The following is a 23,320-nucleotide window of genomic DNA, read 5'->3' as shown; positions in this document are numbered from 1 at the left end:
TCACTCTGCCAGCCTGCGACGACGCCGGTCCAGACCCCTCCGGCACCCGGTGCCGCCGGTCCCCGCCGGCGCGGGGGTGCGGACCTGCGCACGGACGGGCAGTGTGGATCCCGGATCACCGCCGAGAGACCGGAGCCCGCCATGGACCGCCGTCGTCCCCGTGACATCGAGCTGAACCCGATCTTCGCCCGGCCGGGCGAGACGACGTCGGCCCCGCGGGACCGCTTCCCCGGCGGCCCGATGCTGCCCGAGACCGCCTACCAGCTGGTGCACGACGAGGCGATGCTGGACGGCAACGCCCGGCTCAACCTCGCCACGTTCGTCTCCACCTGGATGGACGAGCGCGCCGACCTGCTCTACGCCACCGCCTACGACAAGAACATGATCGACAAGGACGAGTACCCGGCCACGGCCGCGATCGAGACCTACTGCTGGAAGATGCTCGCGGACCTCTGGCACGCCCCGGACCCGGAGCACGCGGTCGGGTGCTCGACGACGGGCTCGTCGGAGGCATCCATGCTCGCCGGGATGGCGCTGAAGCGGCGGTGGGCGGAGCGCCGCCGGGCCGCCGGGCTGCCGGCCGACCGGCCGAACCTCGTGCTGAGCTCGGCCGTCCAGGTCTGCTGGGAGAAGTTCTGCAACTTCTTCGAGGTGGAGCCCCGGTACGTGCCGATCAGCGCGGAGCACCCGACGCTCGACGGCGACGGGGTGCGCGCCCACGTGGACGAGAACACCATCGGTGTCGTCGCGATCATGGGCGTGACCTACACGGGCATGTACGAACCGGTCGAGCGGATCGCGGCGGCGCTCGACGCCCACGAGTCGGAGACGGGGATCGACGTGCCGGTCCACGTCGACGGCGCCTCCGGGGCGATGATCGCGCCGTTCGCCCAGCCGGACCTGGCCTGGGACTTCCGGGTCGGGCGCGTGGCGTCGATCAACACGTCGGGGCACAAGTACGGGCTCGTGTACCCGGGCGTGGGGTGGGTGGTGTGGCGCGACGCCGGGCTGCTGCCGGAGTCGCTCGTGTTCCGCGTCAGCTACCTGGGCGGCGACATGCCGACGTTCGCCCTGAACTTCTCCCGCCCCGGCGCGCAGGTGCTGCTGCAGTACTACATGTTCCTGCGGCACGGGACGAGCGGCTTCGCGGCCATCCAGGGCGCGACGCTCGACGTCGCCCGCCACCTCGCCCACGAGATCGGCGCGATGGGACCGTTCGAGCTGTGGAACGACGCCTCCGACATCCCCGTCTTCGCCTGGCGGCTGCGGGACGACGACGGTCGCGAGCGCGCCTGGACCCTCCACGACCTGTCCGACCGGCTGCGCACGCACGGCTGGCAGGTGCCCGCCTATCCGATGCCCGCCGACCTGGAGGACATCACTGTGCAGCGCATCGTGGTGCGGAACGGGCTGGGGACGGACCTCGCCGACCGGCTGCTGGACGACGTCCGCGCCGCCGTCGCCCACCTGGACGCCGCACCGCCGGCGCAGCCGGGCACGGGACGGGCCCGGGCGTTCCACCACTGACGAGCCGGGCCGCACCGGCCGGCGACCTGCCCGCGGGAACCGCCCTCGGCCCGCCCGTGCCGCCGCTCGCGCGACGTGCCGCGCTCAGCCCTCCGCGGGGATCTCGGCGGTGACCTCGAGGTGTGCCCGGCCGAGGGTGTGGCCGAACAGGTTGAAGCCGAGGAACGCGGGGGTCGACCCTGCCGGGACGCCGACGGACTCGACGTCGACCGCGTGGACCACCACGAAGTAGCGGTGCTCACCGTGCCCGGCGGGTGGCGCGGCGCCGATGTAGCGTGCCGCGCCGGCGTCGTTCGGGAGCTGCAGGGCGCCCGCCGGCAGGGCCGTGCCCGCCTCGTCCCCCGCGCCCTCGGCCAGCTCCGTGACGTCGGCCGGGATGTCGGCCACCGCCCAGTGCCAGAAGCCCGACCCCGTCGGGGCGTCGGGGTCGTAGACGGTGACCACGTAGCTCTTGGTACCTTCCGGAGCGCCGGTCCAGGCCAGGTGGGGTGAGACGTCCTCGCCCCCGGGCACCCCGAACGCGCCCGACATCTGCGCGGCCGGCCACCGGCCGCCCCCGGTGACGGTCTTGCTGGTGAGGGTGAACGCCGCAGCCTCGGGGAGACGGGCGAACGGGTTGTTGCCGCTCATGGCGTCGATCCTTTCCATCGGCCTCTCCATCGGGCCGGCCGTGCTGACCGGCCCGCCCGGCACGATCCGGCCAGGTGACGCAGACCGTAACACTTAACTTCGATGACACATAAACCGCTTGTGGTGATAGCCCGCGCGTGCAACTATCGAGATACGTGCATCACCAGGAACTACGAGAGGATCTGCCATGCCTATCGGGTTGATCGCCCTGGCACTGGGAGGGTTCGGCATCGGGCTGACCGAGTTCGGGATCGTCGGCCTTCTGCCGGAGATCGCCGAGGAGTTCGGCGTCACCGAGTCGGTCGCCGGCCTTCTGGTCTCGGGCTACGCGCTCACGGTCGCCGTCGGAGCGATCGCGCTCACCGCCGCCGTCGTACGGTTCGACCGCAAGACCGTACTGGTCTCCCTCATGGTGCTGTTCATCCTGGGCAACCTCATCTCCGCGGTCTCCCCCGACTACCTGACGATGCTCGCGGGCCGGATCGTCGCCGCGCTGTGCCACGGCGCGTTCTTCGGTGTCGGTGCGGTCGTCGCCACGCAGATGGTCAAGGAGAACCAGCAGGCGAGCGCCATCGCGCTGATGTTCGGCGGCCTCACGGTCGCCACGGTCGCCGGCGTGCCGCTCGGCACGTTCCTCGGCCAGCAGCTCGGATGGCGCTCGACGTTCTGGGCCATCACCGCGATCGGTGTCATCACGCTCGTCGGGATCCTCGTGCTCGTCCCGGCCATCGAAGCCGCCAAGGGGAGCAACCTGCGGCAGGAGCTGGTGGCCTTCCGGAAGTTCCAGGTCTGGATCTCGATCCTGGTGGGCGTCCTCGCCTTCGGCGCGGTGGTCGGCGCGTTCACCTACATCGCGTTCACCCTGACGGAGGTGGGCGGGTTCCCGCCCTCGGCGGTCCCGTGGCTGCTCGTCGTGTTCGGTGTCGGCGCCTTCGTGGGCAACCTCGTCGGCGGACGGCTCGCCGACCGCGCCCTGACGCCCTCGCTGATCACGCTGCTGGCGCTGCTGACCGCCGTGCTCGCGACCTTCGCCCTCACCGCGCAGAACCAGGTCGCCACCGTCATCGGCCTGGTCCTCATGGGCGCCGTCGGCCTGGGCACCGCGCCCGGCCTGCAGCTGCGGATCATGACCTTCGCGCCCGAGGCGCCCACCATGGCCTCCAGCGCGAACGTCGCCGCGCTCAACGTCGGCAACGCCTTCGGGGCCTGGCTCGGCGGCGTGACGATCGCCGCCGGGTACGGGTTCGTCTCACCCCTGTGGGTCGGCGCGTCGCTCGCGGCGGGCGGCCTGGTGGTGCTCCTCGTCGGTACGGCGGCGATGCGCCGGACGGCCGCGGGACCTCCCGGGGCCGTGGAGGCGGAGCCCGCCGTGGCGGAGCAGACGCCCTCGACCGTCACGACGTCGTCCTGACCGGCGTCGCACCGGCCGCCGCCATCTCCGGGCGCCGTCGTCGTACCGGCCGCTCCCGCTGCCGGTCGCGGTGGCCGGAGAGCGGGGCCGCACCGCCCGCCCACCAGGGAGGTCTCCGGAGGTCGGGGCCGTGTTACGGTCAGGGCCCAGCCGGTCGCTCTGGAGGTCGATCCGTGGTGATGCCAGATGACGACGTCGAAGCCCTCGTGCACGGATGGCGTCTCCTGGCGGTGCTCCACTCCAGGATCGAGGTCCGCCTGGAGCGCATGCTCCAGGAGCGCTACAAGCTGAGTGTCAACGAGTACGGCGTCCTCGAACTGCTCTCGCGCCAGGAGAAGCACCACCTGCGCATGGGCCAGCTCGCCATGGCGATGGTGCTCAGCCAGGCAGCGACGACCCGCCTGGTGACGCGGCTCGAGGGCCGTGGGCTGCTGGCACGTGCCCTGTGCGACGACGACCGCCGGGGCATCTACACGAACGTGACCTCCGACGGTCTCGCCCTGCTCGACCGGGCCCGGCCGGATCATGACTCGATCCTGAGCGACGCCCTCGACGAAGCCTCGCGCAACTCCGACCTGGCCCCCATCGTGGCAGGCATCCGCGCGGCCGAGTCCCAGCCGGCCTCCTGCTCCTGAGGCTCCCCCGCTGATCGGCGGCCGCGTTCCCGGCGGCCGCCCTACCCCCCGTCACACCATCCGCCCCCGCAGCGCGCCGGCTGCGCGCGGGGGTCACTGCGCCATGCACTTTCCCGCCTCCCGACGGCGGGCGTCCCAGAAGACAGCACCATTCCTCGGTAAGGAGTGTGCACCATGGCTCACGCAACGTCGACGATCTCGCTCGCGCTCGGGCGCGCGATCGCGGCCTACCTCGGCTCGGCCGACACCGACCACAGCAGCGTCGTCGAGTCGCTGTACCGCAAGGACCTGGCAGGGGCCTCCCCCCGCTCGATCACCGAGTACCTCGCGCAGGGCCGCGAGGCCCGGCTGGTCGGGCTGTTCCCCGGCCTCGGCAGCCGCGCCGCGTACCGCGACCTCGTCCCGTCCCTGCTCACCTCCGGGATCGACGAGGTCACCGCGATCTACCACGAGGCCGCCGGTGCCCTGGGCATCGCGCCCGAGCGCCTCCTCGGCGCCCCCGGGGACCTGCCCGCCGGCCGGCTCGAGCGCCAGGGCCACATCGGAGCCCTCGTCGTCACGCACAGCCTGGCCCTCGAGGCGTACCTGCGCGCCACGGCGAAGCAGCACGGCGCGGCGCTCACCTTCCGCGCCTATACCGGCGAGAGCTTCGGCATCCTCAGCGCCGCGGTCGCGAGCGGCAGCCTCTCCGTCGCCGACGGGGTCCGTGTCGCCCGCGTGTTCACCCCGCTGTCGCTCGTCGCGGCCGAGGGGATGCACGACGGCGAGCCGCTCGCCCGTGAGCTGTGCGACTACCTCCCCGAGTCGGCGGTGGGGACGCCCGTGGTGGGCGAACCGTTCCACGTGCTCGGCGTGCGGGGCACCCCGGACGCGCTCACCGCCGCCTTCGAGGCCATCGGCGGCGCGTTCGACCGGCAGGACGTGGAGGTGCACAAGCGCTACTCCCCCACCCAGACCAACGTCTACGTCCGCGGCAGCGTCCGGCACACCTTCGACCGCCTGCTCGGCGATCTCGGCCGGGTCGAGGTCTCGGAGCTCAAGGAGCCGACGACGTTCCTGGCGCACTCCGCACGCATGGCGGCCGTGCGCACCGGCCTGGAGTGGTTCATGGAGGCTCACGGGGTCCGTGCCACCGTCCCGCGCGTCCCCGTGATCGCGAACCACCAGCGCGGCGTGCTCACCTCCGCCGAGGACGTCCATGACGCCGTCCTCGCCATGACCGACAAGGTCATGGACTCCCACGCCACCGTGGAGACCCTGGACGGCATGCACGCCGACCTGGCGATCGAGCTCGGCCCCGGCGGGAAGTCCGTCCAGCTCCTCCAGGACTGCAACGTCCGCACCCCGGTGACCGCGTACACCGGCACCTCCGCGGAGGCCCAGCGGATCTTCCGCGCGATCAACGGGGTCAGCGGCCTCAAGCGCGAGCTGGAGCAGATCCGTCCCGAGGGCGAGCACCTCGAACCGCGCCACCAGGACATGCTCCGCACGCTGTTCCGGTCCTTCGCCGGCGACCCGTTCAACGAGGCGTACACCACGCGCGCCATCGGCCGCATCGTCACCCGCGAGATGCTGCGGGCCGAGCAGGACGGGTCCCCGGCGTACTACCGGCTGCTCGAGGCGTTCCAGCACACGCTGGCGCACCGCGACGTCATCGACGTCGACGCCGGCGAGCTCGTCCTGCGGTCCCGCCGGAAGAAGCGCACCACCGGCGACGCCGCGCACCTCGGCCGGAACTACCTCGAGCTGCGGACCGCGGACGCGCGCGGCACCCTGTCGGACCGCTGCGTCGACGCCACCGGCAGCCCCGAGACGCTGGTGCTGCGCTTCACCGGCCTGTCCGGGGCCGACGACATCGCCCTGCGCCGGCAGGTACGGCGGCTCGTCGCCGACCAGCCCCTCGCCCGCATGGTCCGCGAGAGCCTCGGCGTGCCCGTCGCCGGGCACGCGGCCCCGGCGACGGGCACGGTGGACCGGATCACCTACCACTACGCGCTCTACCACCTCATGCGCCTGCACCGCCCTGCAGTGCTGGCGCAGCGTGACCGCTACCTGCGGGGCGACGACCCGCTCGGCTGGCTCTCCGCGCTCGCCGTGTCCGGGGCCGCCTCGCCGGCCGACGTCGTCGAGCTCTTCGACCTGCGGCTGGGCGGCGCACACGACCGGGACGTCCTCGGCCGCGCGCTCGGCCGCCTCGCGGCCGCGCTGCGCGACGCGGTGGTCCCGCTGATCGGCCCGGACGGAGTGCCCCTCTACGCCCGGCGGGACCTCGACGCGGCGACGCGGTCCGTGTTCCTCGACGGCGCGCTGGCACGAGAGACCCGGGCAGCGCACCTCGCCGGGGACACCTGGACCGTCACGTTCGACCCGTCCGCCGCCCCGGGCCTGCGCGAGGCACCTCAGGGGACCATCGTCCTGGCGTCTGACCTCGACCTGTCGCAGCGCGGCGTCAACGCCCCGCTCGACCGGCTCGAGGACGCCTCCGCGCTCGACCTCACCGTCGAGAAGCGGATGATCCTCGAGCACGCGCAGGGCCGTCGGATCCTCAGTACCACCGTCAACGGCTACATCGAGTCCGACGAGCGCGTCGTCGGGTTCGGGAAGGGCGGCAGCGAGTCCATGACCGTATTCCTGGTCAAGGACGGCACCACGCGCACGGTCGTGCGCAAGATCCTCAGCGAGGCCCTCGTCACCGCCGCCTGGCAGGCCGACGGCACCGGCGTCATGCTGCCCCCGTTCGCCAAGGCCCGCCAGCAGGCCGAGTTCCTCCGCCACCTCCCGAAGCCGGTGGACCAGCACTTCCCCGAGGTGTACGACGTGCTGGAGCGCGAGCTGCCCGCCCCGGGGCGGCCGCACGAGGAGCGGGCCACCCACCAGGAGGTCATCTATGAGATGAGCTTCGTCGCGGGGGACGAGGTGAGCCGGTACATCGAGCGCTGCTCGCCGCCGCCGCGCGTCGTCGCCAAGATCTACCAGGCCGTCTACCAGGTGCTCGAGCGCGACATCCACGCGGTCAACCGCGTGCCCGCCCCCGGCGGAACCCTCGAGGAGTCCTACCTCCGGAAGATCGAGGACCGCCTGGACGTGTGCCGCCGGACGGCGCCGCGGACCTTCGGCCCGCGGCTGCTCGACCCGGAGACCATCACCGTCAACGGGATCACGCAGCGCAACGCCACGGCACTCGTGCGCTGGTTCCGGGAGCACCCCGAGCACCAGAAGGTCCTCGAACCCCGGTTCCACTCGCTGGTCATGGGTGACACCAACACCGAGAACATCAAGCTCACCCACACCGGACCGCTCCGGACGGCCCAGAGCCTGATCGAGCAGGGCGCCTCCCGGCGGGAGGTGGACGCGGCGCTCGCCGCGATCACCCCCGCGACCCTCGGGATCAGGTTCCTGGACCCGCGCGCGATCGGGTACCGCAGCACCGGGCGGGACACCATCGACGACCCGATGTACGACAACAAGCCGTGGCACAACTCGATCGGCCACTACGACGAGATCCACTTCGAGCACTTCCAGCTCGACGTGCAGACCCCGGAGACGGGACCGCTGGTGCGGATCGAGTTCGACGAGGGGAACCCGTTCCAGCGTGCCTACCGGGTCCGTGACGTCGTCGCGCGGGGTCTCGACGTGGACCCCGCGCGGCCGCGCGGCATGGAGGACCACTTCGCGCAGGTCATGACCGCGGCCCTCGGCCTGGACGACCCGGAGGCCCCCTACCTCACCGACGACCCGTACTGGCTGGTGCGGTTCGTCTTCATGATGGGCACCCACTTCACCGCGATGCCGCCGTTCCACTTCCAGGCCGAGCTCGACGGCACGCTCACCGACAGCCATCACGTCCAGCGGCGCCCCGTGGCGATCTACTGCGAGGGCGTCAAGTGGCTGAACTGGGCCGTCGAGATCCTGGAGGGCGAGCGGACGTCGTTCCTCGGCATCCCGGTCCCGGCGATGCCCTGACCGGCGGCCCGGGCCGCCGGCCGACCCTGCCCGCGGCACGGTCCCGCCCACGGAACCACCCTGACCACGGAACCACCCGAACCACGGCACAAGGGGAGATCCACGATGGGAACAGCTTCGACCACACCACCCGTGACCGGGCTCGGCGACCTGGGGAACGAGTCCCGGGCGATCGCGACGCTGTGGAGCCGGCTGGTCCGCGGCATCGGCCTCGGCCAGCACCCGGTCCGCTTCGACCCGCGGGCCGCGGACCAGGTCCGCACCGCGTTCGCCCTGATCGGCGAGCGGGTGACGGACACCAACGCCTACCACCGGTTCAGCCGGCTCATGGCCGGCCTCGCCCTCGATGTCGCCGACCCTGCCACCGGCCTCGGACACCCGGAGACCGGCCGGCGGGTCGACGCCGTCCTGGAGGCGGTCCGTGACGTCAAGGACCCGTACTGGCGGGTGATGGCCGGCTGCATCCTCCTGGACGGCGTCGCCAAGCTCGGCCTCGACCTGTCGCTGGTCGTGCACGACGCCGTGGACGTGCCCGCCGAGCTGGTGGCCACGGTGGACGAGATCGAGCCGGACCGCATCCGGGACGAGAACCAGGGGCGGCACGGCGACTACGAACGGCTCTCGGCGAGCACGGCGATCCTGCTCGCCCACGGCCAGCTCGGCCTCCAGGAGCGGCTGGTGACGGGCCGGCGGAACTTCGTCCTGGAGAGCCTGGACCTGCTGGAGCGCATCCCGGGACCGTTCTTCCGCGGTCGCGGCGGCTCGATGCTCCTGACGGCGACCTCGCTCCTGGGCTTCGAGGACCTCGCGCTCGACGGCGGCCGGGACCGCGTGCGCGAGGTGCTGGACTACCTCGACCGGTCGGACGAGCTCGGCCTGCCTCCGGCGTTCCCGCAGCCGATGACGGAGGCCTTCGGGCGGATCTACCCGCTCCTGACGATGCTCAACGCGATCGCCGCGACGGGCCGCGAGGAGTACCTGCACCACGGGCGGGACCGGCTCGCGGAGGCCCGCGACCTGTTCGACGCGATCTCTCCGGCGGAGCGCACGCACATGGGGCTCTACCACATCGTGGCGCTGCACAACCTGGGGCGGACGCCCGGGGAACCGGGGTCGATCGACCGTCTGGTGGAGGAGATCGTGGGCACATGGCGGAGCATCGACCCCGGGGACAACTTCTTCCTCAACGGGATCGCCTACCCGTACATGATCCAGACCGCGATGGTGACCGGCCGCACGGACCTGGTGACGGACGAGATGCTCGACCGCGTCGTCGACTCCTACCCCGACCTCGAACGGAACGAGATCGACCGGACGAACCGGCCGTACCCCTTCGGCTACCTGGTGAACGTCCTCGGTGAGCTCGGCGCCGTGGACCGGCTCCTCGAGCCCCGGGACCGGTACGCGGGGCGGTCGGCGTTCGCGTGGGTCGCGGCCCACCTCTCGCCCGACGCCACCGAGGAGGGGAGCCGGCTGCACATCCTCGACCACGCGCTGATCGGCTACGCGCTGCGGCAGCGCGGGCCGGAGGCCGCCGAGACCGGCATGTTCGGGAGCTTCACGTTCGCGCTCGCCGAGCGGTCGGGCCACGCCGCATGACACCGACGACGACACCACCCGAGAGCACGACCCTTAAGGTTGGAACCAACCCGATCACGATTGCATGGGAGCGAACGTGTCGAGTCTGGATGACACCACCGAGAGGTACATCAAGAACCTGATCTGCGACATCCTCGACGTCGCCCCGCCGGACGTCTCCGAGACCAGCCCGCTCGAGCACCACGGCGCCGACCCGCTGTCCATGATCGAGATCGTCACCAGGCTGGAGAGGTCGCTCGGCATCACGATCGAGCGGCAGGACCTCCCGAGACTGGCCGACCTGGGCGGCATCTACAGCGTCGTGGCGGAGGCTCGGCGCCGGAAGGACTGAGAGAACCACCGCAGGTGACCGGCCGCCGCCGGCCGGTCACCTGCTACCGGCCGGCGGCGGTCCCACGGTCGTGCCGGGGCGGCACCGGTCACCCCTTGAGGCCGGTGTGCGCCAGTCCCTGCACGAACTGCTTCTGCGCCACCAGGAACACCGCGAGCACGGGCAGCACGGTGAGCGTGGTGGCCGCGAGCTGGACGTTCCACATCGGACCGCCGTAGGCGTCCACGTACTGGGTCAGGGCCTGCGGGAGCGTGAAGTTGTCCTTGCTGGACAGGTACACGATCGGCTCCAGGTACAGGTTCCAGGACTTGAGGAACGTGAAGATCGCGACCGCCCCGAGCGCCGAGCGCGACAGCGGGAGCGCGATGCGCCAGAAGATGCCCCAGCGCCCGAGGCCGTCCATCCGCCCGGCCTCCTCGAGCTCCACGGGGAGCGCGAGGAAGAACTGCCGCATGATGAACACCGCGAGCACCGCGGGCGCGCCGAGCATCGGGATGACGATGAGCGGCCAGTGCGTGTCGATGAGCCCCAGGCTGTTCACGATCCGGAACAGCGGCACGATCGTGACCTCGGAAGGCACGAGCAGGCCCATGAGCACGAGCACGAACAGCGCGTTGGCGCCGGGGAACCGGATGCGTGCGAACGCGTAGCCGGCCATGGCCGCCACCAGCATCGTGCCGATCGTGACGACGGCCGCGATGTACAGCGAGTTCCAGTACTGCTGGGCGAACGGCTGGAGCGCGAACACCTGGCCGTACGCCTCGAAGGTCGGGTCCTGCGGCCAGATCGTCGGCACCTTCTGCAGGATCTCGCTCATCGGCTTGAGGCTCGACGTCGCCATCCACCAGGTGGGGAACACGAACGGGAGACTGAGCAGCACGAGCAGGGCGACCAGCGAACCCCGCGCCCAGCGCCGGCGGGCCCGCAGGCCCGCCCGCGACACCGGCCGGCGCCCGGACGGCGGCCGGGCCGGCCGCGGCCCGCCCAGCACCATGGACACGCTGTCGCCCGCCGGGGGCATGACATCAGACTTCATGGAAGACCCACCTCTTGCGCGACTGCCACTGCACGAGCGTCAGCACGAGGACGATGACGAACAGGAGGACGGCGATCGCGCTGGCGTAGCCGAACTCGTTGAACCGGAAGGCCTGCTGGTACAGGTAGTAGACGAGCACGGTGGTCGAGTCCCCCGGGCCGCCGCCGGTCAGGACGTCGATCTGCGCGAAGACCTCCAGCGAGCCGACGATCGTGATGATCGAGACGAGCAGGATCGTCGGGCTGATCATCGGCAGGGTGATGGACCGGAACCGGCGCCAGGCGCCGGCGCCGTCGAGCCGCGCCGCCTCCTGCAGCTCCACCGGCACGCCCTGCAGCGCCGCGAGGAACAGGATCATGTTCAGCCCGACGTTCTTGAAGACCTGCACCACGATCACCGAGAGCATCGCGGTGGACCCGTGCCGCAGCCAGTTCGGCCCCTCGACACCGAGCGTCTCGAGGAAGCCGTTGATCCCGCCGTCGGCCTGCAGCAGGAAGCTCCACACGATCGTCCAGGCGACGAGCGACACGACCACCGGTGAGAAGAAGAACGTGCGGAAGGTCGTGGTGCCGGGAAGCCTCTGGTCGAGCAGGACCGCGAGCAGCAGCGCCAGCGAGATGTTCAGGACGACGAGCCCGATGGAGAACCACAGGCTCGCCAGCAGGGAGCTCGCGAGCCCGGGGTCCGCCAGCATCCGTTCGTAGTTCGCCGCGCCGGCGAACGTGAACGTGTTGGCCAGGACGTTCCACTCGTGCAGGGAGTACCAGACCACCATCCCGAGGGGGACGACGACGAAGGCGAGCGCGCCCAGGACCACCGGGGCCACCATCGCGTATCCGACGGCCCAGTCACGGCGCGCGGCCCTCGACCGCGCCCCCCTCCTGGACGCCGGTGCTGTTCCTCGCACCGGCACTGACGCCGCTGTCACGATCACTCCTCCAGGAGCGGCTGGATCACCGCGCAGGTGTCGTCGAGGACTGCCTCGACGTCGGCGTCCTCGGTCCACATCGCGTCGAGCTCGGCCCGCACCGTCTCGGAGAGCTTCGCGAAGTTCCGGTGGACCGGCTTCGTGACCGAGTCCTGGATCCCGTCGACGACGACGGCCTGCAGCTGCTCCTCGCTCAGGAGCGGGTTGGCGGCAGACAGGGTCTCGGCGGTCAGGAGCGACTCGCGCGGCGGCGGGAAGTAGGCGGCGAGCTTCTCGGCGTTCTCCGGGTTGGTGAAGTACGCCAGGAAGTTCGCGGCGATGTCGGGGTGCTCCGCCTGGGTGAAGGCGCCGATCCCTGCCTGGCCGATGACGCTCTGCGCGCCGGCCGGACCCTCCGGGAGCGGGAGCAGGTCCCACTCGAACGAGTCGTCGAGCGACGACGCACGGCTGATCTGCGTGATCGTCATCGCCGCGTCGCCCGCGAAGAAGTCGGCCGTCGTGCCCGGACCGGGCAGCGCGCCGTCCTCGAACGTGGCGTCGTGGAGCCACTGCATCGCGTCGACCATCTCCGGGTCCGCGAACGTGCACTGCGTGCCGTCCTCGCTCCACGGGCCGGCGCCCCAGCCGTCCCACACGGTGGCCAGGTTCTCCCAGAGCTGGTAGTCGAAGTCGCGCACCACCAGGCCCTGCTTGCCGGAGTCCTCGGCCGTGGCGGCCGCGATGTCGCGGGCGGCGTCGAACGTCCATCCACCGGACCCGACCAGGCCGGCCGGGTCGTCCTGGCCCGCCGCGGAGATCTGGTCGGTGTTCACGAACACGCCGAACGGGCTGTTCGAGAACGGGTAGGCGTACAGGGCGTCCCCTTCTTCCCAGAGCTCGAGCGTGCTGGGGATCAGGTCGTCGGCGTCGTAGCCCTCGGTGTCCTCGAGCACGGGCCGCACGTCGGCGAGCGCCCCGCTGGAGACGAACTCTGGCGCGTAGCTCTCCAGGACCCAGGCGAGGTCGGGCGGGTTGCCGCCGGCGAGCTGGGTGGTGAGCGTGGTCGTGTAGTCCTCGAACGGGATGGTCTCGAACGTGACGCTCGAGACGAGGTCCGGGTTCTCCGCGACGTAGGCGTCGCCGATCTCCTGGAACAGCTCGAGGTGGGCCTCGTCGGCGGTCCACACGGTCATGCGCAGGTCGACGGGGTCGGAGGGCGCGTCGGGCTCGCCCACGGCGCCGGGCTCCCCGGCGGAACAGGCGGCCAGGGTGAGTGCCGCGGTGAGCGTGGCGGCCGCTGCGGCGGACCGCCGGCGGCGGGTGGTGGTGTGCATCAGTGCTCCTTCGGACTGAGGTGGGGGTTTCCGGGATGCGGCGGGCTCGTCTGCCACGGCCGTGCCCCGGGGGCGTTTCAGTAGGGGTGGACCTCTCCCTCCGGCCAGCGCAGCTCGACCCCTGTGGCGGTGAGCTCGCGCTGGTAGTCGGTGAGCAGGTCGGGCTTCTCCTGCACCTCGTGGGGGGTGTGGCCGGTGGCGAGGCAGTGCGCGGCGAGGTGTCCCGCGGCCTCGCCGACGTTCCACTCGACGGGGTGGAGGCGGTAGCACCCGTTGGTGATGTGGGTGGTGCCGATGTTCTTGTTGCCGGCCAGGAGGTTCGTGGTCCGTCGCGGCAGGAGTGCGCCGAGGGGGATCTCGAACGGCGTCGAGGGCACGTCGATGTACGTGTCGCCGCCGGTGGACGGGTGCAGGTCGATCCGGTACATCCCGACGCCGACGGAGTCGTCGTAGCGGGTGGCGCCCCGGTCGCCGCGCACGGCGTGGGAGACGTCGTTCTCGGTCACGGTCGTCACGGCGCGGATGCGGCGGGACTCGCGGTGGTAGACGGCCTGTGCGAGGCCGTCCGGGCTGCCCATGACGTCGGGGCGGAGGCGCAGGCCCGGGAAGCCGGTGCCGCCGTCGGCACGGGGCGCCTCGCTCTGCATCCAGTACAGCATCGACAGGCTGAGCTGCCGCGCGTCGGCGATGCGGGCCTGCTCGACGTCGCGCGGCACGTCGAGGACGTGGCCGAGGAAGTAGTCGATGCTGGGCCAGTTCACGAGGCACAGGTCGCTGGTGCGGAACCCGGGTGCGGCAAGGTCCCGGGCGGCGATGCGGCGGAACAGCCAGAGGTTGCCGTCGCCGGCGTTCTTCGACTGGTCGGCGTCGACGAGGAGCGGGTCGTCGCCCGGGTTGGGGGTGAACGTGCGTTCCTCGAGCGCGAGGGTGCGGGGGTTCGGGGCGGTCCACGACAGGAGGCGTTCCCCGCCCCAGGCGCCGGGCGCGTAGGTCTGCCAGAAGTCGTAGCGCTCGGGCTTGTCGATGGTGTGGTCGCCGTCGACGTGCTCGACGGTGAAGCAGACGCTCAGGGCCTGCACGTTGTCGGGCTGCGCGGCGGCGGGGGCGCTCGGTTCGCCGGTCTCGGCCGCCGACTCGAAGCCGGTGACGTACTCGGTGCCCGTGAGCGGGAGGAGCTCGCCGGTCTCGGTCGCGTCGATCGTGTAGGCGGCGCTCACGACGACCTCCGGGCCGCCGACGACGGAGCCGAGCGTCACGGACGTCACCCGGTCGCCGTCGGTGGTGGCGGCCGTGGGCCGCACCCGCTCCAGGAGACGGATCCGGCCGGCCGAGCGGTACGGCGCGAGCAGCTCCTCCAGGACGCCGACGGCGACCCGCGGCTCGTGGCACAGCTTGGACACCCACCCCGCACCGGGGTTCAGCGCCGGCCACGACCGCGCGGCGTCCGTGAGCGGGTACCGGCGGCGGTAGACGTCCCGGATGCCGTCGCGCAGCTCCCGGTAGCGGGCGGTCACGCCGAACCGCTCGACCCAGGGATGCTCGTCGGGCGGCACCCCCTGGGAGGTCAGCTGGCCGCCGATCCACGGGTGCTCCTCGGTGAGGACGACGCGGGCGCCGCGCCCGGCGGCGGCGAGCGCGGCGGCGATGCCACCGAGCCCGGCGCCGACGACGAGCACGTCGGTCTGCAGATCTTGCTGGGTCACGCGAGGTCCGTCCTGTCGTCGGTGAGGGGATCGCTGCCAGGGCGTGGCGGGGCGACGGTCGCGCCCTCCACGTCCGGGCACGCGAGGATCTGATGGAGCTCGGCGTCGGGTACCGCCGCCGAGCGTCGCGGTTCGCCGTCCCGCTTGCCGCCGTCGTCGGCGACGAGGCGGGAGAGCAGGTACAGTGCGCGGACGCCGAGCTCCTCGCGCGGCACGGAGAAGCCGGACCAGCGCCGGCCGCCGCGCCGGGGATGGTGGGGCTGGCCGAGCAGCAGCACCGACACGTCCTCGGGGACACGCATGCCGCGGCCCTCCAGCTCGTCGGCGAGCTCCTCGGGGCGGTTCTCGGGCGCCACGAGGACGGCGGTGAGCGAGCGGCCCGCGATCTCGCCGGCGGCGGCGAAGGGGTCGTCGGACTCGACGAACCAGGTGGTCAGGCCCTTTTCCTTGAGCGCCGTGCGGTAGCCCTCGAGGCGGTCGAGGGTCGGCTGGTCCGTGCCGCGCACCCCGACGTACCCGATGTTCCGGTGCCCGAGCGCGACGAGCCGGTCGACCTGCCGCACCGTGGCCCCCACGTAGTCGGCGCCCACGTAGGGAAGGCGTCCGCCGTCGCTGCCGCGCTTGCCGATGAAGACGAACGGGTAGTTGGTGTCGAGCAGGTGCTGGAGCTCGCCGCGGTCTTCGTGCTGGCCGAGCAGCAGGCAGCCGTCGGCCACGCCGAGCCGCTGCCAGCCGTCGCGGGTGAGCTGACGGCGCCCGTCCACGGCGGGGGCGCTCGTGAAGAGCAGGAGGTCGATGCCGAGCCGTTCGGCGGCGTGCTCGATCCCGACGAGGAACGGGCCGTAGAAGTCGCGGCTCGCGCGGGGGAACGTGGCCTCGTAGGTGAACACGCCGAGGATCTGGGTGAGGCCGCCCGCCAGGCGCTGCGCGACCGGGTTCGCCGTGTATCCGGTGATGCGGATCGCGTCCAGCACGCGCTGGCGTGTCTCCTCGCCGATGCGCACGCCGGCCGGCGTGCTGCCGTTGAGCACGAACGAGACGGTGGCCTGGCTGACGCCCGCCATCGCGGCGACGTCCGTCTGGGTGATGCGGCGACGCGGCACGGTTCCTCCTCGAACGCCTCGGGCCTGTCCTCGATGACGCCTTGAGTGTTGCCGCACGCCGATCGTGCGGTCAATGCGGTAATACGCATTATTAGCGGGTGCCGGCGGATCTGCTGGCCTGAGCCGACCCCCTGTGCGGGTCCGAGGTCGGCGGATGAAAGCGAGATGAAGTTCCCGGCTGGTCGACTGGGTCCAGCACCGTGGGGCCGCGGTGCGTGAGCCGCACCCAGGAGGACAGGTCATGCTGCGCATCCACTTCACGGCCGAGGATCTCGGACGGGTTCTCCTGGCCCCCGGACCGGACCCCCTGTGGGAGACCCGGCTCAGCGCGCACCTGATCAACGACCCCCACGGCGCCCGCGGGTTCATCGGGTGGCGCACGCGCGTCGTCGAACGGCTGCCGCGCCAGACCCTGCCCTACCTCCATCTCGTCGCGCCGGACGGGAGCTCCCCCGACTTCCTCACCCCCGAGACCGGGTGCACCGACTTCGAGTCCGGCGTCCTGGACGTCGTCCTCACCGGCCAGGACCGGCTCGCGGCCGAGCTCGGGCGGCTGACCGTGCGCAAGCACGCGACCGCCTGGGTGGGGCGGCTCGCGGCCGGGTCGCCGCAGGCTCTGCAAGGGCTCCGCAGCAGTATGACCGCCTACTACCGGCACGCCGTCGCGCCGGTCTGGGCCGGTGTCCGGACCGTCGTCGAGCGCGAGCGGGCCACGCAGTCCCAGGCCCTGGCGGGCCGGGGCGTCGAGACCGCGCTGTCGGCGCTGCACGTCACGACGTCCTGGTCGGACCGGACGCTGACGGTCGACGACGGCACCGCGGACCGCGACCTCCACCTGGACGGTCGCGGGCTCCGGCTCGTGCCCTCCTACTTCTGCCGGCCGGCGCCCGTCACGTTCGCGGACCCGCGCCTGGTCCCCACCCTCGTCTTCCCCGCCGCCCGGACCGGACAGCTGACCAGGGGCACGACGCACCCGGACGGCTCCCTCACGGCCCTCCTCGGCCGGACGCGCTCGATGGCGCTCCAGGTGATCGCGGCGACGGCGATGACGACGACGTCCCTCGCACGCCGCCTGGAGATCTCGCCGGCGTCGGCGTCGCAGCACGCCGCCGTCCTGCGCGACGCCGGGCTGATCACGTCACGGCGGGACGGGCGCTGGGTAGTCCACATGCCCACCACGCTCGGCGCGCGGCTGCTCGACGGACGGGCGGCCCGGCCCGCCGGGACCGCGAGGACCGGCCGGCCCGCGAGGGCCGGCCAGCCCACGTAGCGGCGACGGCGCCGCGATCAGTCCGACGAGCGCCCGCCGGCCGCGCCCGCCGTCGCGCCCCGGCGGGCCCGCCCCCGGGCGCGTGCCGCGAGCGCCATGTCGAGCACCAGGAACCCGAGCAGCGGGATCCCGAACAGCGGGACGAACCAGCCGGCGACCGCCGCCAGGCCGAGGAGCGTCACGCTCAGCCACAGCGGCGCCCGGCGCAGCCCGCCCCTGGGCATCCCGGGCAGGGAGGCCGTCCCGCGTGCCGTCCCCGGACGCCGCAGCCACCACATGCGGTAGCCCAGCACCACGAGCGTGATCAGCCCGATCGCGACGGCGGCGAGGGCGAGCTGGTTCCAGATGCCGAACAGGAGCCCCATGTGGGTGTCGATCCCCCAGCGGGTGAGCTTGGCGGGAACGGAGTAGTCGGCGAAGTCGACCCGGTCCGCGACCGCTCCGGTCGTGCCGTCCACGGCGATCGAGTCCTGCTGCGTGGGCCAGCTCCGCTGGACCTCCTTCACCGTCCAGGCCTGCCCCTCCTCGGCCGGCGGCAGGACCTGCACCGGGTCCCGCAGCCCTTCCTGCCGGGCCGTGGCGAGCACGCCGTCGAGCCCGATGCCGGCGGCGAGCGCCGCGTCGGGCGAGTCGCCGGCCGCGGCGCCGTGGCCGGCGTGCTCGTCGTGCCCGCCGTCCGTCGCCGCGGCACCGAGCGTCGTGTCCACGGACGGCGTCTCCCAGGCCAGGGCGGCACGCAGGTCGGCGATGTTCGCGCCGGCGTAGGTGGACCACGTCAGGCCGGTGGCGGAGAGCCCGAGCAGCGCGAGGGCGACGACGGTGCCGACGGCGCCGTGCCAGGAGAGCGTGCGGCGGCGGCCGCCGGGCGCGCTGGCCTCGGGGACGACGAGCCGGCGCAGCTTGCGGGTGCGCGCCACCTTGGCGACCCACATCGCGAGCCCGCCGAGCACGACCACCCACAGCCAGGACGCGGCGGTCTCGGAGTAGATCCGGCCCGTGTCGCCGAGGTGGAGGCTCCGGTGCGTCTCGGAGAGCCAGGCGCGCAGCGGGAGCCACTCCCCGCTGGTGGTGAGTGCGCCGCGGACCTGGGTCGTGTACGGGTCGACGAACACGGTGCGGTGGTCGCCCTCGGGCACCCCGTCGACGGCGAGCACGACACGCGTGGTGCTCTCGTCCGAGGCCGGCGGGCGCACCTCGACCACCGATCCTTCCGGGTGAGCGGCGCGCGCCGCCGCGACCTGCTCGCTCAGCGCACGGGGCTCGGCGCCGGTGTCCTGGACCCGCAGCTCGTCCTGGTAGACGGCCGACTCGAGGGTCGGGGCGAACGCGTAGGCCAGGCCCGTCACGGCGGCGACCAGCAGGAACGGTCCGATCAGGACGCCCGCGTAGAAGTGCAGCCGGAGGATCAGGGGACGGAGGTACCCCCACATCCCACCGGGTCGCGGGCGCTGCGGAGCCGGCGGGCCAGCGCCCGCACCGGTGCCCGGGCGCTCGCCGGGCGGGGGTTCGTGGGCAGAGGCTGGTGTTTCGAGGGTCGAGGAGGACATGGTTCACCACGGCTTTCTGCACGGCACGCGGACGCCCGGGCGGCGGTGCGTGACTCGTCGCGCGGCCGGCGGGCGTTCTCGTGCGGGGTTCGGAGACCGGACGGGGCCGCGGCAGGGACGTCGTCGGACCCCTCGAAGGGGCCGCGACGCACTCTCAGGCCACGGCAGGCACGACGGACGGCGGGCCGCGGCGCGGGTCGCTGCGCGACCCGAGGATCACGCGGGCCGTCGCTCTGGTGCGGCGGACGACCGGCCGTGGGCCCTGCCGCGGAGGCACGACGGGCCGGAACAGGCCCGCGAGCGCCGGCAGCAGGCACCCCCACACGTGGAACGCGGTGCCGGCGGTGCGCTCGGCGAGGACGATCAGGGCCGTCGTCGACACGGCGGCCAGGACGTGGAGGCAGAGCATCGCGGGGGAGGCGTGTGCCGCGTGCGCGGCGCCGGTCGCGTGGGCGGCGGCACCGGCGTCCATGGTTGCCGCGGCGTCGCTCGCGGCGTCGCGCAGCCCGGCGGCGGGGCCGGGCGCCGTGCCGCCGGGGCCTGGTGACAGGGTCGCGCCGTGCGTCCCGTGCACCCCGCCGTCCGCCGGGGCCCGCGCGGTGAGGACGAACCCGTGGTGCAGGGCCGTCTGGGCGGCGCCGAAGTAGAGCACCAGCACCCAGGCGCGTGTCCGGGCGAGGCCGACGAGGCCCGAGGCGAACAGGGTGAGGACGGCGAGGACGACCACACCCACGGCCGAGGGCAGCGCGCCGCCGCCGAGGAGGTGCGCGCCGGCCGCGAGGGCGAGCGTCGTGGACGCGAGCAGCACCGTGCGCGCGGCGTGCACCGGCTGCTCGACCCGCTCGACGTCCGTCATCACGAGAAGCACCCTAGCCGCGAGGGCCGGACACGGACCGGCGCCGGGTGCGAACGAAGCGATTAGGGGGCGCGTGACGGACGCGAGGTGTCCGGCCGGATCCCCGCGTATGTTGGCTCTCATGCGCATCGCCATCGTCGGCGGCCACGGCAAGGTCGCACTGCAGCTCCATCCGCTCCTGGTGCGGGCGGGCCACTCCCCCGTCGCGCTCGTGCGGAACGACGCCTATCGCGGCGAGCTCGAAGGGCTCGGCGCCGAGGTCCGCCACCTCGACATCGAGAACGCCGCCGCCTCCGCGTTCGCGGCCGCCTTCGCCGGGTGCGACGCCGTGGTGTTCGCGGCGGGCGGCGGCCCGGACGGCAACATCGCGCGGAAGCGCACCGTGGACCTCGAGGGTTCGGTGAAGTCGGTCGACGGCGCACGGGAGGTGGGGATCCGGCGGTTCGTGCAGGTGTCGGCGATCGGCGTCGACGACCCGCCCCCGGCCGACAGCGGCGAGGTGTGGCAGGCGTACGTCGAGGCCAAGCGCGACGCCGACCGCGCGGTCCGCACGTCGGACCGGGACTGGACGATCATCCGCCCCGGCCGCCTCACCGACGACGCCGCCACCGGCCTGGTCGCGCTCGGCCCCGGCGTGGTGCGCGGCGACGTCACACGGGCCGACGTCGCCGCGACCCTCGCGGCGGTCCTCGACGACGACGCCACGATCGGCCACCAGTGGAACCTGATCAACGGCGACACCCCGGTCCCGGAGGCGATCGGCCGGGCCGTCTCCGCCTGACCGCCCCGGCCCTGCCCGGCGGTCCCGGCCGTTACGGGAGCGGGCGGCCGATGAGGTGCTCGATCGTCGCCTCGGTGGCCTCGGCCATGTCGATCTCGGCGGGCTCCAGGAGCCACTGGACCTGGAGCCCGTCCATCGTGGCGATGATGATGCTCGCCGTCGTCCCGGCGTCGATGTCCCGCGGCACCTCGCCCTGCCCGCGGGCCTCCTCCAGCGCGTCGACGAGGATCGTGCGCAGCCCCTGGTACCGGCCCTGGAAGTAGTCGCGCGCGGGGTGCCCCTCGGTGACGCTCTCCGCGGCGAGCACGGCGTACAGCCGCACGATCCCCTCGCGTGCCGCGTTGCGGCGTGCGGTCTCCACGAGGTGCCGCAGGAACGCGAGCCCGCGCGGCCGTTCGGTGCCGAGCTCGGAGATGTCCGTCTCGTCGCGCAGGTCGAGCACGCCGGTCAGCAGCCCGGCCTTGGACGGGAAGTGGTGCAGCAGGCCTGCCTGGGTGAGGCCGGCGCGCGCGGCGATCTCGGCGAGCGACGCCTTCTGGTACCCGCGCGTCGCGAACGTCTCCATGGCGATGCGCAGGATCTCCGCCCGGCGCTCCGCCGTCGGGCGCCGGACCCTGGGTCGCTCGACCGCCTCGTTCGTCACCCGACGAGTCTACGGACCGGCGGCACGCGACCGACCCCGCTACCTACCGACCACTCGGTAAGTAGCGCTATGCTGTCCGCGCAGACCATCGACCGAGGGAGTCGCAATGAAGCGCACCACTCGCCCATCGCCCGCCAGGATGCCGCTCGCGGCGCTGAGCGCCGCCGCCGTCGCGGTCGCCGGCGTCACGTTCGCCACCGTTCCCGCGGACGCCGTCCCCGGCGGGGCCGACCCGGCCGCCGCACGGGCCGCCGCCCCGACCGGCGCCGACGTCTGGATCACGACGGCCGACGGCGGCAGCCGGCTCGAGAACGCCGGGTCCGTCGCGTTCGACGCCGCCCCGCAGCCCACCGACATCGCCGTCGACGCCGGCACGACGCACCAGCGGTTCACCGGCGCCGGAGCGTCGGTCACCGAGGCCTCCGCCGCGCTCGTCAACGACCTGCCCGCCGGCGACCGGGCCGACCTGCTCCGCTCGCTGTTCTCCCGCGACGGCGACGGCATCGGCCTCAACTACCTGCGCCAGCCGCTCGGCAGCAGCGACTTCAACTCCGGCGGCTTCTACACCTACGAGGACACGCGCGGCAGCTTCAGCATCGCGCGCGACGAGCAGGAGATCCTCCCCGTGCTGCGCGGCGCGCTCGCGGTGAACCCCGGCATCCGGTTCATGGGGTCGCCGTGGTCGCCGCCCGCGTGGATGAAGTCCGGGGGCTCGCTCCACGGCGGCAAGCTGCTGCCCGAGCACTACGAGGCGTACGCCGCCTACCTGGTCCGCGCGATCCAGGCGTACGAGGAGCAGGGCGTCACCCTCGCCGACCTCACCGTGCAGAACGAGCCGCTGTTCGCCACGAGCTACCCGTCCACCGACATGCAGGCGGCCGAGCAGGCCGCCTTCTTCCGGGTGCTCGACGCCGCGCTGACCGACGCCGGCCTCGGCACGCGGCTGTTCGCGTACGACCACAACTGGGACCAGCCCGGGTATCCGCTCGAGGTGTTCGCGAGCACCGGCGACATCGACCGCGTCGAGGGCGCGGCGTTCCACTGCTACGGCGGCTCACCCGACGCCCAGCAGCAGATCGTCGACGCCGGCAAGCGTGTCTACTTCACCGAGTGCTCCGGCACCGACAGCGCGGACCCGTCCGCCACGTTCGGCGACACGCTCCTGTGGCACGCGGAGAACCTCGTGGTGCGGAACATGCGCCACGGTGGCGAGACCACCATCAACTGGAACCTCGCGCTGGACGAGCACGGCGGCCCGCACCAGGGGCACTGCGAGGACCGCTGCAACGGCGTCGTGGAGATCGCCGGCGGGAACGTGACCCGCAACGCCGAGTTCTACACGCTCGGCCACCTCACCAAGTTCGTCGACGCCGGCGCCCGGCGGGTCGGGTCCACCGGCGGCTCGGATGACGTGCGGCACGTCGTCTTCCAGAACCCGGACGGCACGCGCGCCGCCTACGTGGTCAACACCTCCGGCGGCGACCGGACGTTCTCGATCACGGACGAGGGCCGCTCGCTCTCGTCCACGCTGCCCGGCCGGTCCGTCGCCACGTTCACCTGGGACCCGCAGTCGACCGACCCGGGACCGACGACCGGGATCGACCCCGCGGCCTGGTACCAGGTGGTCCCGGAGGCGAGCGGCAAGTGCCTCGACGCGGCGGACTGGGGCACCACCGACGGCACCGGCCTGCAGCAGTGGACCTGCGGCGACGCCGGCCAGGCCAACCAGCGCTGGCAGTTCCGCCCCACGTCGGACGGCCACTACCGAGTGGTCAACGAGCACGCCGACAAGGTCTGGGACGTCGACGGCGGCCCGGGGGCCACCGCCGACGGCACGCCGGTCCACCTGTGGTCCTCCGTGGGCGGGACCAACCAGCAGTGGCTGCCGTCCGAGAGCGGAGACACCCTCACGTTCACGGCACGCCACAGCGGGAGCTGCCTGACGCTCGACGGCGCGGCCGGGGCGAACGGCACGGGCCTCACCCAGCGACGGTGCGCAGGCACCGCGGCCCAGCGGTTCCGGCTCACCGAGGTCGGCTGACCC

General features: G+C 72.8%; 18 protein-coding genes. 9 read left to right on the top strand and 9 right to left on the bottom strand.

Annotated elements, in window-relative coordinates:
* Positions 1 to 141: 141 nt before the first annotated feature.
* A complete protein-coding gene (locus ACYU96_RS07400; protein WP_460751017.1) occupies positions 142 to 1,527 on the top strand; it encodes a glutamate decarboxylase in 1,386 nt (461 codons plus the stop codon).
* A gap of 84 nt (positions 1,528 to 1,611) precedes the next feature.
* Here the strand turns inward: ACYU96_RS07400 and ACYU96_RS07395 are convergent, their stop codons facing one another.
* The gene (locus ACYU96_RS07395) at positions 1,612 to 2,157 is read right to left on the bottom strand and encodes a YbhB/YbcL family Raf kinase inhibitor-like protein (protein WP_460751014.1); all 546 of its coding nucleotides are present in this window, start codon (positions 2,155 to 2,157) and stop codon (positions 1,612 to 1,614) included.
* Positions 2,158 to 2,344: 187 nt separating this feature from the next.
* Here ACYU96_RS07395 and ACYU96_RS07390 point away from each other — a divergent pair, with 187 nt between their 5' ends.
* The 5 genes from ACYU96_RS07390 to ACYU96_RS07370 all read left to right on the top strand — a co-directional run bounded on the left by ACYU96_RS07390 (position 2,345) and on the right by ACYU96_RS07370 (position 10,096).
* Complete coding sequence (locus ACYU96_RS07390) at positions 2,345 to 3,568, top strand: MFS transporter (RefSeq protein WP_460751012.1); 1,224 nt, start codon at positions 2,345 to 2,347, stop codon at positions 3,566 to 3,568.
* A 179-nt stretch (positions 3,569 to 3,747) separates the two neighbouring features.
* Positions 3,748 to 4,203, top strand: coding sequence for a MarR family winged helix-turn-helix transcriptional regulator (locus ACYU96_RS07385; protein WP_460751936.1), 456 nt, complete (start codon positions 3,748 to 3,750; stop codon positions 4,201 to 4,203).
* A gap of 174 nt (positions 4,204 to 4,377) precedes the next feature.
* Positions 4,378 to 8,166 (top strand): hypothetical protein, encoded by a 3,789-nt coding sequence (locus ACYU96_RS07380; protein WP_460751009.1) that lies wholly within the window; start codon positions 4,378 to 4,380, stop codon positions 8,164 to 8,166.
* 105 nt (positions 8,167 to 8,271) lie between these two features.
* Positions 8,272 to 9,765 carry a hypothetical protein gene (locus ACYU96_RS07375; protein WP_460751006.1) on the top strand — a complete coding sequence of 498 codons (1,494 nt, stop codon included), beginning with the start codon at positions 8,272 to 8,274 and terminating at the stop codon, positions 9,763 to 9,765.
* A 76-nt stretch (positions 9,766 to 9,841) separates the two neighbouring features.
* Positions 9,842 to 10,096, top strand: a complete 255-nt coding sequence (locus tag ACYU96_RS07370; RefSeq protein WP_460751002.1) for an acyl carrier protein — start codon at positions 9,842 to 9,844, stop codon at positions 10,094 to 10,096.
* 88 nt (positions 10,097 to 10,184) lie between these two features.
* On the opposite strand, the gene ACYU96_RS07365 is transcribed toward ACYU96_RS07370, so the two are convergent.
* From ACYU96_RS07365 to ACYU96_RS07345, 5 genes are all read right to left on the bottom strand, one after another.
* Positions 10,185 to 11,132, bottom strand: coding sequence for a carbohydrate ABC transporter permease (locus ACYU96_RS07365; RefSeq protein WP_460750999.1), 948 nt, complete (start codon positions 11,130 to 11,132; stop codon positions 10,185 to 10,187).
* Positions 11,122 to 11,961 carry a carbohydrate ABC transporter permease gene (locus ACYU96_RS07360; RefSeq protein WP_460750996.1) on the bottom strand — a complete coding sequence of 280 codons (840 nt, stop codon included), beginning with the start codon at positions 11,959 to 11,961 and terminating at the stop codon, positions 11,122 to 11,124. The genes ACYU96_RS07365 and ACYU96_RS07360 overlap by 11 nt, the downstream gene beginning before the upstream one ends.
* Before the next feature lie 101 nt (positions 11,962 to 12,062).
* Positions 12,063 to 13,373, bottom strand: a complete 1,311-nt coding sequence (locus tag ACYU96_RS07355; RefSeq protein ID WP_460750994.1) for an ABC transporter substrate-binding protein — start codon at positions 13,371 to 13,373, stop codon at positions 12,063 to 12,065.
* Between the two features lie 77 nt (positions 13,374 to 13,450).
* A complete protein-coding gene (locus tag ACYU96_RS07350) occupies positions 13,451 to 15,076 on the bottom strand; it encodes an FAD-dependent oxidoreductase (RefSeq protein WP_460750991.1) in 1,626 nt (541 codons plus the stop codon).
* Positions 15,073 to 16,179, bottom strand: coding sequence for a LacI family DNA-binding transcriptional regulator (locus ACYU96_RS07345; RefSeq protein ID WP_460750988.1), 1,107 nt, complete (start codon positions 16,177 to 16,179; stop codon positions 15,073 to 15,075). Before ACYU96_RS07345 ends, ACYU96_RS07350 begins: the two co-directional genes overlap by 4 nt.
* A 241-nt stretch (positions 16,180 to 16,420) precedes the next feature.
* On the opposite strand from ACYU96_RS07345, the gene ACYU96_RS07340 reads away from it, so the two are divergent.
* Entirely contained in the window at positions 16,421 to 17,449 is a 1,029-nt protein-coding gene (locus ACYU96_RS07340) for an ArsR/SmtB family transcription factor (RefSeq protein ID WP_460750985.1), read from the top strand.
* Positions 17,450 to 17,466: 17 nt separating this feature from the next.
* Here the strand turns inward: ACYU96_RS07340 and ACYU96_RS07335 are convergent, their stop codons facing one another.
* Positions 17,467 to 18,879, bottom strand: a complete 1,413-nt coding sequence (locus ACYU96_RS07335; protein ID WP_460750983.1) for a PepSY-associated TM helix domain-containing protein — start codon at positions 18,877 to 18,879, stop codon at positions 17,467 to 17,469.
* A 271-nt stretch (positions 18,880 to 19,150) separates the two neighbouring features.
* A complete protein-coding gene (locus tag ACYU96_RS07330; protein WP_460750981.1) occupies positions 19,151 to 19,855 on the bottom strand; it encodes a hypothetical protein in 705 nt (234 codons plus the stop codon).
* A gap of 118 nt (positions 19,856 to 19,973) precedes the next feature.
* On the opposite strand from ACYU96_RS07330, the gene ACYU96_RS07325 reads away from it, so the two are divergent.
* Positions 19,974 to 20,633 carry an SDR family oxidoreductase gene (locus tag ACYU96_RS07325; protein ID WP_460750978.1) on the top strand — a complete coding sequence of 220 codons (660 nt, stop codon included), beginning with the start codon at positions 19,974 to 19,976 and terminating at the stop codon, positions 20,631 to 20,633.
* A gap of 31 nt (positions 20,634 to 20,664) precedes the next feature.
* Here the strand turns inward: ACYU96_RS07325 and ACYU96_RS07320 are convergent, their stop codons facing one another.
* Entirely contained in the window at positions 20,665 to 21,276 is a 612-nt protein-coding gene (locus ACYU96_RS07320; RefSeq protein ID WP_460750975.1) for a TetR family transcriptional regulator, read from the bottom strand.
* A gap of 106 nt (positions 21,277 to 21,382) precedes the next feature.
* Between ACYU96_RS07320 and ACYU96_RS07315 the strand changes: the two genes are divergently transcribed.
* Positions 21,383 to 23,317 carry an RICIN domain-containing protein gene (locus tag ACYU96_RS07315; protein WP_460750973.1) on the top strand — a complete coding sequence of 645 codons (1,935 nt, stop codon included), beginning with the start codon at positions 21,383 to 21,385 and terminating at the stop codon, positions 23,315 to 23,317.
* The last annotated feature ends 3 nt before the right edge of the window (positions 23,318 to 23,320 follow it).

This window comes from Myceligenerans cantabricum (genome assembly GCF_054777735.1).
This window is presented reverse-complemented; position numbering and strand designations above follow the sequence as displayed.

Bases quoted from the DNA above. Each gene is read 5' to 3' on its own strand.
- ACYU96_RS07395 (WP_460751014.1), bottom strand. From the start codon at position 2,157: ATGAGCGGCAACAACCCGTTCGCCCGTCTCCCCGAGGCTGCGGCGTTC.
- ACYU96_RS07380 (WP_460751009.1), top strand. From the start codon at position 4,378: ATGGCTCACGCAACGTCGACGATCTCGCTCGCGCTCGGGCGCGCGATC.
- ACYU96_RS07365 (WP_460750999.1), bottom strand. From the start codon at position 11,132: ATGAAGTCTGATGTCATGCCCCCGGCGGGCGACAGCGTGTCCATGGTG.
- ACYU96_RS07325 (WP_460750978.1), top strand. From the start codon at position 19,974: ATGCGCATCGCCATCGTCGGCGGCCACGGCAAGGTCGCACTGCAGCTC.
- ACYU96_RS07335 (WP_460750983.1), bottom strand. From the start codon at position 18,879: ATGTGGGGGTACCTCCGTCCCCTGATCCTCCGGCTGCACTTCTACGCG.
- ACYU96_RS07315 (WP_460750973.1), top strand. From the start codon at position 21,383: ATGAAGCGCACCACTCGCCCATCGCCCGCCAGGATGCCGCTCGCGGCG.
- ACYU96_RS07340 (WP_460750985.1), top strand. From the start codon at position 16,421: ATGCTGCGCATCCACTTCACGGCCGAGGATCTCGGACGGGTTCTCCTG.
- ACYU96_RS07390 (WP_460751012.1), top strand. From the start codon at position 2,345: ATGCCTATCGGGTTGATCGCCCTGGCACTGGGAGGGTTCGGCATCGGG.
- ACYU96_RS07375 (WP_460751006.1), top strand. From the start codon at position 8,272: ATGGGAACAGCTTCGACCACACCACCCGTGACCGGGCTCGGCGACCTG.
- ACYU96_RS07360 (WP_460750996.1), bottom strand. From the start codon at position 11,961: ATGGTGGCCCCGGTGGTCCTGGGCGCGCTCGCCTTCGTCGTCGTCCCC.
- ACYU96_RS07385 (WP_460751936.1), top strand. From the start codon at position 3,748: ATGCCAGATGACGACGTCGAAGCCCTCGTGCACGGATGGCGTCTCCTG.
- ACYU96_RS07400 (WP_460751017.1), top strand. From the start codon at position 142: ATGGACCGCCGTCGTCCCCGTGACATCGAGCTGAACCCGATCTTCGCC.
- ACYU96_RS07355 (WP_460750994.1), bottom strand. From the start codon at position 13,373: ATGCACACCACCACCCGCCGCCGGCGGTCCGCCGCAGCGGCCGCCACG.